The organism is Pseudobutyrivibrio sp. UC1225 (assembly GCF_900115215.1).
Taxonomy (GTDB): domain Bacteria; phylum Bacillota; class Clostridia; order Lachnospirales; family Lachnospiraceae; genus Pseudobutyrivibrio.
Genome location: NZ_FOVQ01000003.1, coordinates 44,394 through 63,249 on the forward strand (window position 1 = coordinate 44,394; position 18,856 = coordinate 63,249).

19 protein-coding genes and 2 tRNA genes are annotated in these 18,856 nt (G+C 34.2%); 18 read left to right on the top strand and 3 right to left on the bottom strand.

The features are described from left to right. Positions 1–141: 141 nt before the first annotated feature. Positions 142–1,524 carry a chromosomal replication initiator protein DnaA gene (gene dnaA, locus BMZ41_RS05200; protein ID WP_090167203.1) on the bottom strand — a complete coding sequence of 461 codons (1,383 nt, stop codon included), beginning with the start codon at positions 1,522–1,524 and terminating at the stop codon, positions 142–144. Positions 1,525–1,999: 475 nt separating this feature from the next. On the opposite strand from dnaA, the gene rpmH reads away from it, so the two are divergent. The 17 genes from rpmH (at position 2,000) to BMZ41_RS05285 (ending at position 15,615) form a co-directional block, all read left to right on the top strand. Further along, positions 2,000–2,134 (top strand): 50S ribosomal protein L34, encoded by a 135-nt coding sequence (gene rpmH / locus BMZ41_RS05205; protein ID WP_015550658.1) that lies wholly within the window; start codon positions 2,000–2,002, stop codon positions 2,132–2,134. A gap of 48 nt (positions 2,135–2,182) precedes the next feature. Then, the gene (gene rnpA / locus BMZ41_RS05210) at positions 2,183–2,521 is read left to right on the top strand and encodes a ribonuclease P protein component (RefSeq protein ID WP_090527438.1); all 339 of its coding nucleotides are present in this window, start codon (positions 2,183–2,185) and stop codon (positions 2,519–2,521) included. Between the two features lie 33 nt (positions 2,522–2,554). Beyond that, entirely contained in the window at positions 2,555–2,767 is a 213-nt protein-coding gene (gene yidD / locus BMZ41_RS16090) for a membrane protein insertion efficiency factor YidD (RefSeq protein WP_176754468.1), read from the top strand. Between the two features lie 18 nt (positions 2,768–2,785). Next, entirely contained in the window at positions 2,786–4,060 is a 1,275-nt protein-coding gene (locus BMZ41_RS05220) for a YidC/Oxa1 family membrane protein insertase (protein WP_242942014.1), read from the top strand. A 14-nt stretch (positions 4,061–4,074) separates the two neighbouring features. Further along, the gene (gene jag, locus BMZ41_RS05225; RefSeq protein ID WP_090527441.1) at positions 4,075–4,704 is read left to right on the top strand and encodes an RNA-binding cell elongation regulator Jag/EloR; all 630 of its coding nucleotides are present in this window, start codon (positions 4,075–4,077) and stop codon (positions 4,702–4,704) included. A 108-nt stretch (positions 4,705–4,812) separates the two neighbouring features. Continuing rightward, complete coding sequence (gene mnmE, locus BMZ41_RS05230) at positions 4,813–6,183, top strand: tRNA uridine-5-carboxymethylaminomethyl(34) synthesis GTPase MnmE (protein WP_090527443.1); 1,371 nt, start codon at positions 4,813–4,815, stop codon at positions 6,181–6,183. 19 nt (positions 6,184–6,202) lie between these two features. Further along, positions 6,203–8,083 (top strand): tRNA uridine-5-carboxymethylaminomethyl(34) synthesis enzyme MnmG, encoded by a 1,881-nt coding sequence (mnmG, locus tag BMZ41_RS05235; RefSeq protein ID WP_090527447.1) that lies wholly within the window; start codon positions 6,203–6,205, stop codon positions 8,081–8,083. Between the two features lie 71 nt (positions 8,084–8,154). Continuing rightward, entirely contained in the window at positions 8,155–8,874 is a 720-nt protein-coding gene (gene rsmG, locus BMZ41_RS05240) for a 16S rRNA (guanine(527)-N(7))-methyltransferase RsmG (RefSeq protein ID WP_090527450.1), read from the top strand. A gap of 68 nt (positions 8,875–8,942) precedes the next feature. Then, positions 8,943–9,449, top strand: coding sequence for a hypothetical protein (locus BMZ41_RS05245; RefSeq protein WP_090527452.1), 507 nt, complete (start codon positions 8,943–8,945; stop codon positions 9,447–9,449). Between the two features lie 300 nt (positions 9,450–9,749). After that, positions 9,750–10,520, top strand: a complete 771-nt coding sequence (locus BMZ41_RS05250) for a ParA family protein (RefSeq protein ID WP_090167217.1) — start codon at positions 9,750–9,752, stop codon at positions 10,518–10,520. A 2-nt stretch (positions 10,521–10,522) separates the two neighbouring features. Further along, positions 10,523–11,416, top strand: coding sequence for a ParB/RepB/Spo0J family partition protein (locus BMZ41_RS05255; protein WP_090167219.1), 894 nt, complete (start codon positions 10,523–10,525; stop codon positions 11,414–11,416). Between the two features lie 36 nt (positions 11,417–11,452). Then, positions 11,453–11,947, top strand: coding sequence for a DUF4446 family protein (locus BMZ41_RS05260; RefSeq protein WP_090527455.1), 495 nt, complete (start codon positions 11,453–11,455; stop codon positions 11,945–11,947). Next, positions 11,947–12,816 (top strand): DUF3881 family protein, encoded by an 870-nt coding sequence (locus BMZ41_RS05265; RefSeq protein WP_090527457.1) that lies wholly within the window; start codon positions 11,947–11,949, stop codon positions 12,814–12,816. Before BMZ41_RS05260 ends, BMZ41_RS05265 begins: the two co-directional genes overlap by 1 nt. A 59-nt stretch (positions 12,817–12,875) precedes the next feature. Beyond that, positions 12,876–12,949, top strand: a tRNA-Arg gene (locus BMZ41_RS05270). 211 nt (positions 12,950–13,160) lie between these two features. Next, positions 13,161–13,772 (top strand): flagellar motor switch phosphatase FliY, encoded by a 612-nt coding sequence (gene fliY, locus BMZ41_RS05275; protein ID WP_090167225.1) that lies wholly within the window; start codon positions 13,161–13,163, stop codon positions 13,770–13,772. A 9-nt stretch (positions 13,773–13,781) separates the two neighbouring features. Beyond that, a complete protein-coding gene (locus BMZ41_RS05280) occupies positions 13,782–15,326 on the top strand; it encodes a hypothetical protein (RefSeq protein ID WP_090527459.1) in 1,545 nt (514 codons plus the stop codon). A 216-nt stretch (positions 15,327–15,542) separates the two neighbouring features. Next, positions 15,543–15,615, top strand: a tRNA-Lys gene (locus BMZ41_RS05285). 262 nt (positions 15,616–15,877) lie between these two features. On the opposite strand, the gene trmB is transcribed toward BMZ41_RS05285, so the two are convergent. Then, positions 15,878–16,522: a tRNA (guanosine(46)-N7)-methyltransferase TrmB gene (gene trmB / locus BMZ41_RS05290; protein WP_090527462.1), complete on the bottom strand. Its 645-nt coding sequence runs from the start codon at positions 16,520–16,522 to the stop codon at positions 15,878–15,880. A gap of 155 nt (positions 16,523–16,677) precedes the next feature. On the opposite strand from trmB, the gene BMZ41_RS05295 reads away from it, so the two are divergent. Continuing rightward, positions 16,678–18,069 carry a D-alanyl-D-alanine carboxypeptidase family protein gene (locus BMZ41_RS05295; RefSeq protein WP_090527465.1) on the top strand — a complete coding sequence of 464 codons (1,392 nt, stop codon included), beginning with the start codon at positions 16,678–16,680 and terminating at the stop codon, positions 18,067–18,069. Between the two features lie 128 nt (positions 18,070–18,197). Here BMZ41_RS05295 and BMZ41_RS05300 read toward each other — a convergent pair whose 3' ends face one another. Further along, positions 18,198–18,710 (bottom strand): hypothetical protein, encoded by a 513-nt coding sequence (locus BMZ41_RS05300; RefSeq protein ID WP_090527468.1) that lies wholly within the window; start codon positions 18,708–18,710, stop codon positions 18,198–18,200. Positions 18,711–18,856 lie beyond the last annotated feature (146 nt).

Genomic DNA, 18,856 nt, shown 5'->3' on the forward strand with positions numbered 1-18,856 from the left:
AAAATCTGTGAATTAATTATTGATAATGTATGGATAGTTTGTGAATAAAAATTGTCTAAATTTTTAAATATCTACCGTTTTGGAAAGTGATTAACATATTGTTCACAGATTATCCATTATGTTATTAACAAGTTTTCCACATTAATTTGGATTAATCTTTTTCTTAATAGTTTCTACGAGATTCTTTGTATTCTCATCTTTTTCAATTTCTTCACCGATTTTATTTGCACCGTGAATAATTGTTGAATGATCTCGTCCACCTAGTAAGGAACCAATTGCCTGAAGAGAGCAATCAGTCATTGTATTGCATAAATACATAGCAATCTGTCTAGGTCTTGCAACATTACTAGATCTATTTTTAGAAGCCATCTGATCAACTGTAAGATTAAAGTGCTCTGATACAACTTCTATAATAAGCTGTGGTGTTATTTCTCTTGAAACATTTGGAGATATAAAGTTCTGTAATTCTCTTTCAGCAATCTCCATTGTGATATCTATTTTTTCAAGTCTAGAGAAGGCAATTAGCTTATTTAATGCACCCTCGATTTCTCTAATGTTTGACTGAATATTTTCAGCAATGTACTTTCTTATTGATTCATCTAGATTGAAGTTTTTATCTTCAACCTTCTTATTAAGAATAGCCATACGTGTTTCATAATCTGGATATCCAATATCAGCCATAAGACCCATATCGAATCTTGATTTGAAACGATCATCCAAAGTCTCCATATCCTTTGGTGGCTTATCTGACGAAATAACAATCTGCTTTCCCATAGCATGGAGAGCATTAAAGGTATGGAAGAATTCTTCCTGAGTTGCTTCCTTTCCTATAATAAACTGAATATCATCTACCATAAGAACATCAACAGTTCTGTATTTATCTCTAAAACGCTGCATAGCAGTAGCATTAGAATTAGCTCTCATGTTTTCAATAACTTCGTTTGTGAATTCTTCTGAAGTTACATATAAGATATGAGTGTTAGGATTTTGATTTTCGATATAATTTCCAATTGCCTGCATCAAATGAGTTTTACCAAGTCCAGGTCCTCCATATATATAGAGGGGATTGTAAAATTCGCCAGGTGATTCTGCTACCGCAAGTGCTGCAGTCTGGGCAAATCTATTATTTCTACCTACGACGAAATTATCAAAAGTAAACTTTGGATTAATAGTAGTATTGCCAATTTTCTTTTCATTATATGTTGGAGCTTCTTCTATATTAATATTTACATTTTTTTCTTTTTTGATTTGATTTGCATTATCCTGAGAGATAACTAAGATTTCATCGAATTGAATACCTGTGATTTCTGCGATTGTAACTTTAAGTGGTGTAGCATATTTTCTTGTTACGTAACTAAGAGTCATTGTATTTTGATCACCACTGTAAGTAAGATATAATTTATTATCTTCTATTTGAAATAATTCCAGAGGTTTGATCCAAGAATCATAAGATACATCTGTGATAGCGTATTCATTTTTTAAATAGGAAAGTATCTCTTCCCATTTCTTAACAATTTCTTCCATATATAGTCCCTTTTATCCACAATTTTAAACTATTTACTATTCTAAACTAAATAAGGCATTTTAGCAATATTTACTATAAGAATGGTGTAGGGGATTGTTTAAGAAAAAAAAAGGCTTATTTTTGAAATTTGAGCCTGTATTTAGCCTGTTGATATTTATCCACAACTGTCTATTTTTCTTATCCACAGAATTATGTATTTATTTTACAATAATTGTTATATTAAATGTGGATAAATTAAAATTAATCCCATTTTATCCACATAGTTTTCCACACATTGTAGATAACATTTTATTTTTTTTATAGCTTGGAACACAACATTTAGTATTCAAAATTTGTAAAAATATTAAGATATTGTGTTTTTTAGTTATCCACAATGAATTCTATATTTAAATATCCGTTTTTTTATTGACTTTATAGGCTTTTGCCTTTATAATTTCAACTGATGTTTTCTCATAAAGAGGAGGTGGATATATTATGAAGATGACATATCAACCAAAAAAGAGACAGAGATCCAAAGTTCATGGATTTAGATCTAGAATGAGCACAGCAGGCGGACGTAAGGTACTTGCTGCTAGACGTGCAAAAGGAAGAAAGAAGTTATCAGCTTAGGCCACAGACCATGTGGTCTTTCTTTCTATTTAAAGGAAAATATTTGTTATGGAATTTAGTGAATCATTAAAAAAGAATAAAGACTTCACTCAAGTATACAGAAGAGGTGTGTCTAAAGCTAACCGCCAGCTCGTTATGTATATTTACCATAATAATACAGATCTAAATCGCATTGGAATTTCTGTTAGTAAAAAGGTTGGAAATTCGGTAGTTAGGCATCATTTGACGAGACTGATAAGAGAAAGTTATAGACTAAATGAAGAGATGTTCAATAGTGGTTTGGACATTGTAGTCGTTGTGAGAGAGGCCGCAGCTTCTGCTAATTTCGATGAGATACAAAAATCTTTGCTTCATCTTGCAAATCTTCACAAAGTAACTCGAAAATAATTGGAATTATCATTTCCATTGTGTTGAATAAGTATGTTGAAGAGACTATTTATATTTTTAATTAAGTTTTACCAAAAATATATATCTCCAATAAAAACTACTAAATGTCCTTATTGCCCTAGCTGTTCAAATTATGGCCTTCAGGCGGTTGAAAAGTATGGCGCTATTAAGGGTGGTGGTTTGGCTTTGTGGCGTATAGTTCGTTGTAATCCTTTTTCTCATGGTGGATATGATCCAGTTCCATAAAAAACTGGAGGTTTTACATTGAGCGAGCTTTTATTAACCGCTTATAACGGTTCAATCTTAGGACCTATCGCTAAGGTTCTTGGTTGGTTCATGGACAAGATTTATATTCTTCTTGCTTCTATTGGTATTGAGAATATAGCTCTTACTATCATTATTTTTACAATCTTTATTTATCTTTGTATGTTCCCTCTTACATATAAGCAGCAGAAGTTTGCTGTTCTTACACGTAAGATGCAGCCTGAGATGAAGGCTATTCAGGATAAGTATAAAGGTAAAAAGGATCAAGCCTCTATGCAGGCTCAGCAGAGTGAAACTCAGGCACTTTATGATAAATACGGCATTTCTCCTACAGGTAGCTGTGTTTACATGTTAATCCAGATGCCTATTCTTTTTGCGCTTTATAGAGTTTTCTATAATGTTCCAGCTTACATTTCTTCTGTAAAGAATGTATTTACAGAGCTTGTAAATGGTATTATGGCTACTGATGGTTTTGCAAAGACTATGCAAACTATCTATGAAGAGTCTGGTGTTAAGAATCTTAAGCCTGATTTTACAGCAGCAGATACCTCTGTTGTATCAGATTCTATTATTGATGTACTTTATAAGCTTCCAACAGCAGGTTGGGAAGCTGTTACTTCTAATTTTCCTGATTTAGCTTCTTCTGTTGATACAGTTGTTGCTAAGCTTGAGAAGATTAATTACTTATTTGTTCTTAATATTTCAGATACTCCACTTAACCTTATTAAGGATGGTTGGTCATCTAATACTAAGAATTTTGGTCTTATTATTTGTGCATTGCTTATTCCTGTTTGCTCATATTTTTCACAGATGGCAAATATTAAGCTTACACCTCAGTCTACAGAGGGACAGTCAGAGCAGATGGCTCAGCAGATGAAGACAATGAATCTTATGATGCCACTTATGTCTCTTTTCATCTGTTTCTCAGTTCCTGTAGGTCTTGGTCTTTACTGGATAGCTGGTGCTGTTGTTCGTATTATTCAGCAGTACTTCTTAAATAAGCACTTCGAGAAGATTGATCTTGAGAGTATTATTGAGAAGAATAAAGAAAAGGCTGCAGCTAAGGCTGAAAAGCGTGGCATTCGTCAGGCTCAGATTTATGAGGCTGCTCGTATGAGCACAAAAGCAGCTACTATGACTGAAAAAGCTAATATGCTTTCAGATGATTCTGATACTCTTAAGAAGGCTGAAGAGTTTAGATCTAAGGCTAGTAGCGGTTCACTTGCTTCAAAAGCAAACCTTGTTAAAGAATTTAACGAGATGAATAATAAATAAGGGGGAACTTAATAATGGAATTTAAAGAGTTTACTGGTAAGACTGTTGATGATGCCCTTACTAATGCAACAGTTTCATTAGGTGTAACTTCTAGCGAAATCAAATATGAAGTAATTGAAGAAGGAAGCTCAGGTTTCCTTGGAATTGGTTCTAAAGAAGCTATCATTAAGGTAGTAATTTCTGCTGATGAAGATCCAAAGCAGGTTGCTAAGGAATTCCTTGATGGTGTATTTGAGGCTATGCAGCTTGAAGTTAATATTTCAATGGAGTTCAACGAGGAAGATGATACTCTTTTAATCGACCTTGCAGGTCCAGAGATGGGTGTATTAATTGGTAAGCGTGGACAGACACTTGATTCTTTACAGTATCTTACAAACTTAGCTGTTAATCGTTCTTCTGAAAAGTATACAAGAGTTAAGATTGATACAGAGGATTACAGACGTCGTAGAAAAGAGACTTTAGAAAATCTTGCAAAGAATATGGCTAGCAAGGTTAAGAGAACAAAGAAGGCTGTTACTCTTGAAGCTATGAATCCTTATGAGAGACGTATTATTCATTCAGCACTTCAGAATGATAATAACGTTACAACTCATTCAGAGGGTGAAGAGCCATATCGCTACGTAGTAATTACACTTAAGAAATAATCTTTTGATTTTTTAGGGTTAGTCTTATAATTAGACTAACCCTTGTTGTTTGTTTTATAGAATTTATAAGTCTTATATGCTCTATAAGATGAATAATTGGAGGCTATTATGTATCGTTCAGATACCATTTGCGCAATCGCAACATCTATGAATAGTTCTGGCATTGGTATTATCCGTGTCAGTGGAGAAGAATCAATTTCTATAGTTGATTCTATTTTTCGTGGAAAAAATAAACTGGTTGAATGTGATACTCATACTATTCACTATGGCCACATTGTTTCAAAGAATGAAATCATTGATGAAGTATTAATAATGCTTATGAAAGCTCCTAGAAGTTATACTACTGAGGACACTATTGAAATAGATTGTCATGGTGGCGTACTTATTCTTAAAAAGGTTCTTTCACTTTTAATAGAAGCAGGAGCAAGAATAGCTGAGCCTGGAGAATTTACAAAGCGAGCATTTTTGAATGGAAGAATAGACTTGTCGGAAGCTGAATCAGTTATGGATTTGATTTCTTCAAATTCAGAATTAGCTATGAAGAATTCCATTAAACAATTATCGGGTTCATTAAATAAAATCATTGTTGATTTAAGAGATAAGATTCTTTATGAAACAGCATATATAGAATCAGCTTTAGATGATCCAGAACACTATGATTTAACTGATTATCCTGAAGAGTTAAGAGGTATAGTTAATGATATGATTGGACGAGTTGATGATTTGATTGATTCATTTAATTCTGGTCATATTTTAAAAGAAGGTATTAATACTCTTATTTTAGGAAAACCTAATGCTGGAAAATCTTCACTTCTCAATACATTAAGTAGAAGAGAAAGAGCAATCGTTACTGATATTCCAGGAACTACTCGAGATACATTGGAAGAGCAGATTACAATTAATGGTGTTTCTCTTAATATTATTGATACAGCAGGTATAAGGGAGACAGATGATATAGTTGAAAAAATAGGTGTAGATAAAGCACTAGATTCCATTGATGATGCTGATTTAATTTTATTTGTAATTGATTCGTCAAGGCCACTGGATGAGAATGATGAATTTATTATTGATAAAATTATAGATAAAAAGGTAATCATTTTACTTAATAAATCTGACCTCGATACAATGATTAGCGAGGAAGAAATATACAATAAATACAATAAACCTGTTATTTCTTTCTCATCTGTAAGCTTAGATGGCCTCAAAACATTAGAATCTAAAATTACAGATATGTTCTTTAGTGGTCAGGTTAAATCTGATGATACTTTGTATATTACAAACTCAAGACAGGCTGGTTGTTTGACTAATGCAAAGAATAGTTTGTCTAATGTTTTAAATAGTATTGATAATATGATGCCAGAAGATTTCTTCTCTATAGATTTGATGGATGCATATAATTATCTTGGTGAAATTACTGGTGAAACTATTGATGATGATTTAGCTAATAAGATTTTCTCAGAATTCTGTATGGGAAAATAAAAGTGGTAAGGAGTAATAAATGAGTCACGTTGAAGAGTCCTATGATGTAGTTGTTATAGGAGCTGGTCATGCTGGTTGCGAAGCTGCACTTGCTTCAGCCCGCATGGGATTAAATACAATTTGTTTTACAGTTAGTATGGATTCTGTTGCAATGATGCCTTGTAATCCTAATATAGGAGGAAGTTCTAAGGGACACCTTGTTAGAGAGCTTGATGCACTTGGCGGACAGATGGGTATTAATATTGATCATACTTTTATCCAGTCTAAGATGCTTAATAGTTCAAAGGGTCCTGCTGTTCATTCACTTAGGGCACAGGCTGACAAAGCTGCATATTCTCAGAGAATGAGAAAGACTATGCAAGATACTGAAAACCTTACTTTAAGACAGGCTGAAGTTACAGAATTAATTATTGAAGGTAAAAAAGTAGCTGGTGTTAAAACTCTTTCTGGTGCTACTTATCATTGTAAAGCAGTTGTTATTTGTACTGGAACATATCTTAGAGCAAGATGTTTATATGGTGATGTTATTGAATACAATGGTCCTAATGGTTTAAAGGCTGCTAATCATCTTACTGATTCATTATTAGCTAATAATGTAGATATGAACCGCTTTAAAACTGGTACTCCGGCAAGAATTGATAGTAATTCTATTGACTATTCCAAGATGGAACCACAGTATGGTGATGACCCTGTTATTCCATTTTCATTCAGTACACCTAGAGAATCTGTTCAGATTGAACAGGTACCTTGTTATCTTACTTATACTAATGAAAAGACTCATGAAATTATTAGAGCAAACCTTGATCGTTCACCAATGTATTCAGGTGTAATTGAAGGTACTGGTCCAAGATATTGTCCAAGTATTGAAGATAAAGTTGTTCGTTTCGCTGATAAGAATCGTCATCAGCTTTTCGTTGAGCCTGAAGGACTTAATACAAATGAGATGTATATTGGTGGTATGAGTTCTTCAATGCCAGAGGATGTTCAGTATGCTATGTACAGAACTGTACCTGGACTTGAAAATTGTAAAATTGTTCGTAACGCATATGCGATAGAGTATGATTGCATTAATGCTACTCAGCTTAAAGCCAGCTTAGAGTTTAAAGATATTGATGGTCTTTTTGCCGCTGGTCAGTTTAATGGAAGTAGTGGATATGAAGAAGCTGCAGCACAGGGATTAGTTGCTGGCATTAATGCTGCACTTAAGCTTCTTGGAAAAGAACCAATGATTCTTGATAGAAGTAATTCTTATATTGGAGTTCTTATTGATGACCTTGTTACTAAGGAGACAAAAGAACCTTATCGTATGATGACCTCACGTGCTGAGTACAGACTTTTGCTTAGACAGGATAATGCTGATTTAAGACTTTCAAAGATTGGTTATCAGGTAGGTCTTTTATCAAAAGAGCGTTATGACCATGTTGTAGAAAAGGAAAGACAGATAGAGGAAGAGGTAGCCAGAATTAAGGAGATTAATGTTGGTGCCAGAAAAGAAGTTCAGGCGTTGCTTGAATCTTACGGAAGTATTCCTCTTTCAAATGGTATAAAGTTAGTTGATTTAATTAGAAGACCAGAGCTTGATTATGATAAGCTTGCTCCTATAGATCCTGAAAGACCAGAGCTTTCTGATGAGGTAAGAGAAGAGGTAAATATTTATATTAAATACGAAGGTTACCTCACAAGACAGGCAAAGCAGGTTGAACAGTTCAAAAAGTTAGAGTCTAAAGTTATACCACAAAATCTAAATTATGAGGATGTATCTAGTTTGCGTTTAGAGGCAAGACAGAAGCTTACAAAATTACGTCCTGCTAACATAGGACAAGCTTCTCGTATTTCTGGAGTTAGCCCAGCAGATATTTCTGTTCTTTTAGTATATCTTGAAACATATAAGGGTAACTAATTTTTTAATTAATATTTTTAAGGGTACTTATATATACCCTCAATACAATCAAAATTTTTTTAAGGAGTTATATGAGTAGAGATTATTCATACTTAGTTGATACATTATCAGGTTGGAATTTTACTTTAACTGACAGACAGATAGAGCAGCTTGATTTATTTTATGAATTATTAGTAGAGAAAAATAAGGTGATGAACCTTACTGCTATTACAGAGTTTGATGAAGTTATAGTTAAACATTTTGCTGATAGTTTATCTATATGTACTGTATTACCTGATTCAGTTAAAACAGTTTGTGATCTTGGGACAGGTGCTGGTTTTCCTGGTATTCCTATGGCAATTGCCTATCCTGATTTACAGTTTACACTTATCGATTCTTTGAATAAACGTATTAAGTTTTTACAGGAAGTAGTTGATGCTTTAGGACTTACTAATGTTACTTTGGTACATGCCAGAGCAGAAGAAGCAGGACGTAATAAAGTTTATAGAGAGATGTTTGATTTAGTTGTATCTCGTGCAGTAGCTAACATCTCTACTTTATCGGAATATTGTTTACCTTTAGTAGATTTAGGTGGATACTTTATTAGCTTTAAGTCAGGAGATGTAAAAGAGGAAATTGAAGCATCGGGTTCTGCAGTTAAAAAGCTTGGTGGTAATTTAACTAAGCCTGTATATTTCTCATTACCTGATACAGATATCAGTAGATCTTTTCTTATTATTAAGAAAGAGAAGAATACACCAAAGGCTTATCCAAGAAAAGCTGGTACTCCTAGTAAGGAACCGCTTAAGTAATATATGTTTCACGTGGAACATATTTAGTAATTGTTTTTTGTTACAACACAATATATGGGGGAATATCTATGATTAATGACTTCCTAAAAAAATATCAGGAAGAGCTCATTTCTGAAAAAATCCAATTAAAAGAAGACATGGACTTATTAGAAACAAAGATTAAGGAAGAAAATAAATTCCTTAGTCTTCTTGAAGAGTCCAATGAATCATATTTCAAAGAATTTACTCCAAGAGATTTAAATTCAAAAAACAATAAAAAGGCAGAAGAAATACGTGCTTTTCTTATTGAACTTAATAGTGAGTTAGATGAAAAACAAACTCAAATGAAATTCTATGATGGAAGATTAGTAGAGCTTAATACTTTAATATCTAACACGGCCACTAAACAAGAACCAGTTATTGAAACTGTTATTGAAGAAGAACCTAAAGTATATGATGACAAAATAGAAGTAGTTAACCCTTTAGGAATCTCTAATTCCGATTTAATTGGAAGACTTTCTAATATAAAAGATTTGATTTTATTAGATCCATACAGGGCACAAATGGAATTAGAAAAAATTATTTCTACTATATAATCTTCACTAACCTAAATATAGATATGTTTCACGTGAAACATATTATTTATATATTTGATTAAAAACACAAAATATAGTACTAGGAAATTTGAATCAACTCCTAGATATTGCAATTTTAAATGATAATGTTTCACGTGAAACATTATCATTTTATTAATTAAACACCTATATATAGTTAATAAAAGAGATTTTTATATAAACCGTACAGATATTCTTAGTAGAATTGAAATTCAGGGAATGATATAATTCTAAGAGTTAACAAATATGTGGTACTAGAAAAAGAAAAGAGGGAGACAATAAATGAAGAGAGTGATTGCAATTGCCAACCAAAAGGGTGGCGTTGGTAAAACTACTACTAGTATTAATCTTTCAGCATGCTTAGCTGAAGCAGGAAAGAAAGTCCTTGTTATCGATACTGATCCACAGGGAAATGCTACAAGTGGTCTCGGATTAGATAAGGATGAATGTGAGAATACTGTTTATGATTTAGTGTTAGATCAGTGCAGCATTAAGGAATGTATGTATGAGGTAGAGAATATCCCTAACCTTACAATTATTCCATCAAATGTTGATTTAGCTGGTGCAGAAATTGAACTTCTTGGAATCAATGAGAAAGAATATATCCTTAGAAATGCAGTAGATTATGTTAAGGATGATTTCGATTATGTAATTATTGATTGTCCTCCTTCACTTAATATGCTTACAATCAATGCTATGACAACTGCTGATTCTGTACTTGTACCAATTCAGTGTGAGTACTATGCGTTGGAAGGAATTAGTCAGTTGATTCATACTATCGACCTTGTTCAGGAAAGACTTAATTCTAAGCTTAAAATAGATGGTGTTGTATTTACTATGTATGATGCCAGAACAAATCTTTCTTCCGATGTAGTTGATACTGTTAAAAATAATCTTAATGCAACAGTATATCAGACTATTATCCCTAGAAATGTAAGATTAGCCGAAGCTCCATCACATGGACTTCCAATTAATCTTTATGATTCAAAGTCTACAGGAGCAGAGAGCTATCGTAATCTTGCAAAAGAAATTATTGGGAGAAAGGATTTATAAAAATGGCTGTTAAAAAGGGAGGTCTTGGTAAGGGATTAGATTCTCTTATTGTAAATAAGAATGAGGGTGTAGTAGCTGTTAATCCAGAACAGCATGGTGCCCCAGTCGAAGTTGATATTAATAAGGTTGAGCCAAACAAGCTTCAGCCTAGAAAAAACTTTGATGAGGATAAATTACAGGATTTAGCAGAGAATATTAAGATACATGGAATTATCAATCCACTTATCGTTCAGGACCGAGGAAAATATTATGAAATCATCGGTGGTGAGCGTAGATGGAGAGCTGCTAGAATTGCAGGTTTTAAGAAAGTACCAGTAATCATTATGAAGCTCAGCGAGCAAGAGTTCGTTGAGATTTCTCTTATTGATAACATCCAGCGTGAGCAGTTAAATCCAATTGAAGAAGCAATGGCTTTTGCAAGACTTATCGATGAGTTTAAGCTCAAGCAGGATGAGGTAGCAGAGAGAGTATCAAAGAGTAGAACAACAATCACAAATGCTCTTAGATTACTTAAGCTTGATAAACGTGTCCAGGATATGATTGTAGATGATAAACTTACAACTGGTCATGCTAGAGCTATGCTTGCAATCACAGATCCAGATAAGCAGTATGAGTTTGCTGAAAGAGCCTTTGATGAGAAGATGTCTGTTCGTGATGTTGAGCGAGAAGTAAAGAAGCTTATAAACGATAAAAAAGCAGATAAGAAATCAAAGGTAGCAGAGCTTGATCCACAGTTAGTTGCAGTATATGAGCAGACTCAGGAAAAACTCAAGGGAGTACTTGGTACAAAGGTATTTATCAATGCCAAGGATAACAAATCTGGAAGACTTGAAATCGAGTATTATTCTCAGGATGAGTTAAACAGAATTGTAGATTTACTTGAAAGTATAAAATAAAACATATGTTCGAAATGAACATTTATAGGAGTACAAATGATAGAACAGTATTTAGGTTTTAGTTCAGATTACATTTTATTAGGACTTGCAGCACTTGTCCTAGTTTTGATTATTCTCTTAATAGTTTTCATTGTGCAGATGGCAAAGCTAAAGAAGAGATATAAGATTTTTATGCAGGGTAGCACAGCAAGATCATTAGAGGATACACTTATCTACAGATTAGAACAGGTAGATGAGCTTATCGAAGCTAATGCAAGTAATGAAAGAAATATCGATACAATCATTAAAAACATGCAGGGATGTTTCCAGAAGATTGGTCTTGTTAAGTACGATGCGTTCAAAGAAATGGGAGGAAAACTTAGCTTTTCACTTTGCTTATTAGATGAGAACAATTCAGGATTTATAATTAATGCTATGCATTCTCGTGAGGGATGTTATACTTATGTTAAGGAGATTATAGATGGTAATTCTATAATTCAGCTTGCAGAGGAAGAGGAAAAGGCATTACAACAGGCTTTAGGTGATAATTAATGCATAAATACATGCCAGCAGTTGGTTTTAGCAAATTAAATAAAGCAGAGCTTGATGAATTAATTAGAGAAATTACTCTTAGACCAGATTATCAGGAGTCTGCAATTGATTTAGAAGGAAATCAGTTTGTAGAGCTTAGATACATGGTTGCTGATAATGTAGGATTAGTACTTAGAGGAATCTACAATGAAAATGATGAGTTCATTTTAGATTATTACTATCCTACTTATTTTGGTGGGTCAGTTTCCATCAATAACGATGTGGAAGTGATAAAGCAAACCGATAAGGATAATTACTATGTAATGTGTGATGAGATTAGATTAGGAGTTAATCTGATCTTTCAGCTTCAGAACATGGGAGAGTTCCTTAGAAAAAATGGAAGCGCTACAAAGATTGAAAACAGAGATATTAGATTAGCAGCTCTTTCTACAGAGGGAAAGATTATTTTACCTGTATACGACAATGAAAAGAGTCGTATTAAGGAAAAAATGAATAATCAAAAGAGAATCAATCTTGTGGAGCAGGCAAGGGAAGGAAATGAAGAAGCCCTTGAAAGTCTAACTATGGATGAAATTGATTTATATCAAAAGATTTCCAGAAGAGTAACCAGAGAAGACATTTTTAGTGTCGTTACATCTTTCTTTATGCCATACGGAATAGAGAATGATAAGTACGAAATTCTTGGTGATATTTTGGATGTGAAGTATGTTGTAAATCATCTTACCATGGAAGAGCTTTGCATGATGATCATTGAGAGTAATGATGTAATTCTAGAAGTATGTATCAATAAAAACGATTTATTCGGAGAGCCATTGGTTGGTAGACGCTTTAAGGGAATAATTTGGCTACAGGGAACAGTAGAATTTTAATAGCCTTGATTTTTCATAACTAGTAGATTAAAATCAAATAGTTGTGAAAAATCGCTTCTGTTTGAGTAGCTCAGCTGGATAGAGCGTCCGCCTCCTAAGCGGAAGGTCGTGGGTTCGAATCCCATCTCGAACATTAATTTAATAAACAGAAATTGGAGCCGAATGGCTCCTTTTTTATTGCTTGTTTAACACTGTTTATCCACAATAATTTCGCAATATTGTCATAAAATAGTTAATATTGAGAAGTAGTCTAATAATTATAAATATTGTATAATCAAAAGTAGAATATATAACTATGATTTCATACAAAGGGGGAAAATAATTATTTAGGAGGACGGTTGTCTATGGCTGATGTTACTTTAACAAAAGAGCAACAAGATACACTAGGTGAAATTGCGAATATTAGTATGGGATCTTCTGCAACATCTCTTAGTGCATTACTAAATAATCTAAAGGTAGATATTACTACACCTAAGATTGAATTAATCAGAAAGAGTGAATCACTTGATGATTATCATGATGTGTGTGTATTAGTACATATTAACTATGTAAAAGGATTATCAGGTAGTAATGTTTTAATCCTGAAGGAAGATGATGTTAAGATAATTGCTGATTTAATGATGGGTGGCCCTGGTGTGGCAGGACCAGATGCTATAGGAGAAATCCAATTATCTGCTGTATCTGAAGCAATGAATCAGATGATGGGAAGCGCAGCTTCTTCGATGTCACAGCTTCTGAATAGAATGGTAGATATTTCGCCACCAAAGACAGATAACATCGATGTAGAAAGTGTAAAGATATTTGAAAGGTTATTTGAGTCACCAGAAATAGATTTTGTAAAGATAACATTTAATTTGAAAATCGGCACAATAATAGATTCAGTTATGGTACAGCTGTATCCTATTTCTTTTGCATTGGACATGGTACATCTATTTGATAAAAAAGATGAGGCCTAGGGAGGAGCAATGGACGAGAATACTAAGAAAATTCAGAGAGAAATAGCTAAGGACAAAATTCAAGTTATTCTTTCCGGAATAGCGGTGGCAGTACTGATAGTCATGGAGCTGTACATCATGATTAATTTTGCCAGTAACTTTATGTTGATGGCCGTTGGTGTACTGCTGATGATTGTTGCGCTTTTTTTTCTGATAAGTGCAATTTTGGACATGTCTTTAAAATCAAAAGATATGGAAGCACAGAAATATGATGAAATCTATAATGCACAAAAAGCTTCGTATCTCGTAATAAAGAAAAGCTTCGATGAAATGGAGCAGCGTCTTAGAAATATTGAAGAGAGTAGCTCGTTACCAGCAGAAGATATTATTAATGCTCAAAAGGCCGTTGCAAAGGTTACAATTTCAAGAAATAAAGAGAATACAGATGCATTGATGAATTCAAATGATGAACTTATTAATCAGCTGTTTTCTATTAAAGAAAAGATTGAAGCAAATAATAGCCAGATTCTTGAGAAGCAACAAGCCTTGCTGAAGGAAAGTAATTTTGATATTCAGCAGAAAATAAATGATTTAAATTCAAAGATTTCTAGCATAGAAGGTAAAATCCAAAATGGAATTCCAGTAATGGCTCAGCCAGTACAGATGGCAGCACCAGTTATGCCGGCAATGCCTGCTATGGAAACACCAGCTATGGAGATTCCTGTTCCAGAAGCTATAGCGGAGGAACCTGTTATAGAGGAGGCTATTCCAGAAGAACCAATTATGGAAGAACCAGTAGCAGAGGAAGTTCCATCCGAAGAGATTAGTTTAGAGGAGCAGGTAGGAGAGGAAGCACCAGCAGAGGAGATAAGCTTAGAAGAGCCAGTGGCAGAAGAACCAGTCGAAGACTTGGGTTTAGATTTGGATATGCCAGTTGAGGAGGAGCCTTTACCAGAGGAGGAAGCAGTAGAAGAGCCGGTTGAAGACTTAGGATTAGATTTGGACATGCCGGTAGAAGAGGAACCATTAGCTGAAGATGTTCAGATTGAGGAAGAGATTTCACTTGAACCACCAGCAGAAGAAGTTCCTGCAGAAGAGATAAGCATAGAGGAACCAGTAGCAGAGGAGATAAGCTTAGAAGAGTCAGTAGCAGAGGAGGCACCAGCAGAGGAGATAAGCTTAGAAGAGCCAGTGGCAGAGGAAGCACCAGCAGAGGAGATAAGCTTAGAAGAGCCAGTAGCAGAGGAAGCTCCAGTTGAAGAAGAAATACCTGCAGAGCCTGAGCCAGTGGCAGAAGAACCAGCAGAAGAACCAGCAGAAGAAATTGTTCTTGAAGCCACACCGGCTGAAGAGATTATTCTTACAGAGGAACCAGCAGCAGGTGTTGATTTGGATGCATTACTTGAAGAGGTTGGAGGGGCAGTAGAAGAAGAACCAGCTCCAGAACCTGAACCAGAGCCACCTGCTGAGGAGAAAACAGATGAAGTAGTAATACCTGATGTAGGAGTAGATCTAACTGATCCTAACAGAGTAATGAGTGCTGAAGAAATCGAAAAGCTTTTCGCAAATATATAAAGAATAAAAATGGTACCTGTCTCAAAATGAGGCAGGTATCTTTATATTAACTAAGAAAATATAAGAGAGTGATTAATGTTATAGTAAATTCAGATTTCTTTGTAAAAAGTCGAAACGGAAAAAGAAAAAAAATCGAAAAAAATTATAAAAAGGACTTGCAAAAAAGAAGAAAAGGCTATATACTTATCTTCGTTGCTGAGGCAATGAACAAAATATGCGCGACTAGCTCAGCTGGCAGAGCACCTGACTCTTAATCAGGGTGTCCAGGGTTCGAACCCCTGGTCGCGCACTAAGGAAAGACGTTGAAGAAATTCAGCGTCTTTTTTTTGCGTAAAATGACAAAATAAAAACCTTACGAGATACGTAAGGTCTAAGTAAAAAGCGGCATAAGAAAACTAGGCAAGCTCGAGCAAAAGGAAAAACTCCTAGCTCGCAGGAAAGGTGCCTTGCGGGATAGGAGTAATATTTTCCGAGCTATGCGATGGAAAATGTTGCTCTAGTAAGCGAAGCTTACATTTTAGCTTAGAAAGACATCAAGCAGCATTTATAATTTATCGGCTAGCCACTAATTTGAAGATTGGGTTGCCCTGACTAGAAAATTTTTCTTCATATTCAGTCATTACATTTCCCTGATTCATTGTGGCATCATTATGCAAATCATAAGTAATCTCAGTTATCTTCCATAGAGGATGATTCTCAATTTCTTCAACGGAGAAATCAAATAATCCTCTATTATCAGTTTTAAATTCAATACGTCCATCCTTGGCAAGAATAGTATTGTATCTATTTAAAAAATTAGAAGAAGTGAGGCGACGCTTGCTATGTCTGTCCTTTGGCCATGGATCGCTGAAATTCAAGTATATTCTATCTACTTCGTAGCAGCTAAAGATATCGAGTATTTCGTTTGCATCAAAGCATATAAAACGAAGATTTGGAATATCCTCTTCTTCAACCTTCTGAATAGCTCTGAGAAGAACACTGGTGTAACGTTCGATGCCTATATAATTAATATCAGGATTTTCCTTGGCAAGAGTAGTAATAAACTGTCCTTTGCCCATTCCAATCTCGATATGAATAGGATTATCATTTTTGAATATTTCTTTTTTATATAAACCCTTAAATTGAGCAGGATTGTTAATGCAATATGGACTGTTAGTAACAACCTCATCTGCTCCAGGAATATTTCTTAATCTCATATTTACCTCCGAATTCATAAAATCTAAAAAATTATATCATAAAAAAGCTAGATAAATGCCACAAGTTTGAGATAAAAAAGTAGCTAAAGCAAGGTAATTTAATTATAATCTATGTTATGAATATAAAAGAATAAGAGGCATTGAAATCATAAGTTATGAGATTTAAAAGAATTTTTAGCAAAGTATTAGCATGCGTATTATTAACAAACGCATTTGCAATAGGCAATTATAAAGAAGTAAAAGCAGCTGATTATTGGCCTAGCAGTGTTGATGTTACCGCTGAATCAGCAATTATCATGGAGCAGGAAACAGGAACCATTCTTTATTCAAAGAACATTGATGAGGTTCATTTTCCAGCTAGTATTACCAAGATTATGACAGCTCTTATAGTCCTAGAAAATTGTGATTTGGACGAGACAGTTAAGTTTTCTGCTGATGCGGTATATGGAACAGAGCTTGGATCATCAAGCATCGCAAGAGATGTTGATGAGGAAATGACCGTAGAACAGACACTATATGGAATGATGTTAGAATCTGCAAATGAGTGTGCATATGCTTTGGGAGAGCATGTTGCAGGAGATATTCCATCATTTGTTAAGATGATGAATGCAAAGGCTAAAGAGCTTGGATGTACAAATACTCATTTCAATAATACAAACGGTCTTCCAGATGATGAGCATTATACTTCAGCTCACGATATGGCCCTTATTTCAAGAGCAGCATATTCAATACCAAAGTTTGTGGAGATTGTTGGAACAAAAAATTACACTATACCACCTACTAATAAGCATCCAGATCCTACACCTCTTAACAATCATCATCAGATGCTTCATTTTTACAAGTCGAATAAGTACCTTTATGAGTATTGTCTTGGTGGTAAGACAGGATATACAGCAGTAGCGGGAGCAACACTTGTTACATACGCAAAGAAGGATGGAATGACATTAATTTGCGTAGTAATGAGGGATAGTGTTACAGATCAGTATACAGATACAACAAGTTTATTCGAATATTGCTTCGATAATTTTAGTACCTATAACGTAGCTGATTTCGCTTCTATTTCAGAAGACGATGTTAATATTACAGGTCGTCTCAGCGAAAACAGCGAATTGATTAAGATTGATAAGAACGGATTAATTGTCATTCCTAAAACAGCAAGTGTTTTAGATGTAACCTCAGAAGTAGTACCTTTCAGTGATGATAATGATAAATCAGTTGTAGGTCAGCTTAAATACACTTATGCCGAGAGAAATGTTGGACAAGCTAATTTAGTATTCACAAATGCAGAGGTAGAAAGTTATCCTTTTGATAACATTCCAGTAGAAAAAGGCGGAAGTGGAAAAGAATATATTCAGATTGATTATCCTAAAATTGGTCTGATGATTCTTGGGGTTATTGCTTTAATTGCTTTAGCAGCATACATAAAGAGTAAATCTAGCGAGATACTATTATTTAGACACAGATATAAAAGCAGACATACAAAGCGCAAGAAAACAAATATGACTATAATCAGAGATAACAGTAAGAATCGCAGGAAACGAAGATAAACGACATAACTTGTCTTAATAGAATACAATAACGACAATAATAAAATAAAACGACAGTCAAAAATCATATGACTGTCGTTTTTCTATTTTATAGACTTAAATAAAATTTTTTATATTAGACAAACAATCTATCTATTTATCAGACTATTTATCAAGATTTCTAGTTGATGTGCATTTGTAGTATACAATAATATGCCGTTTGAAGAGTTTATCATAGTGACAACTTTATCTTCAAAAGTGGCAGACTCTGAAAGAAGCTGGTACAGATAATCTTTATAATTACCGTCAGCTTTAAGGAATAAAGTCTCATATTCAGGAAGAGGAACAAGCTCAGCTTTTGTTTTCTTTAGGAGAAAAGCAATCTCTTTATCCTGATTAAGCTGATCCTCTGTTTTATTAATAATAAAGTAGCCGCGCTCATCCTTTGGCATACCAAGAGATTTTACCGCACGCTGCACCTGTTTGGTAAGACTTGCACTGGCAGGATAGAGGGATTGGAAATAGCTCATAAAATCAGCAGCAGTTTTAAAGTGCTCATTTGTACCACGCTCTAAAACCTCAGTCATAAGTATCTTTTTAATTACCTTCTCGCATTCTTTACGGGAAGGATTTTTTCTTAAAGTAATTGTTTCCTCAGACATATTAACCCCCTAAACGACAACTATATTAGTACTAACTCTATTATAGGACTAATAATAATGAAATATACGACAATAATTGACCTTATGTATTGTTAAATACGCTGAATCCCTTGAAGTTAAAGGGTTTGACAGGATTTTTTAAGAAT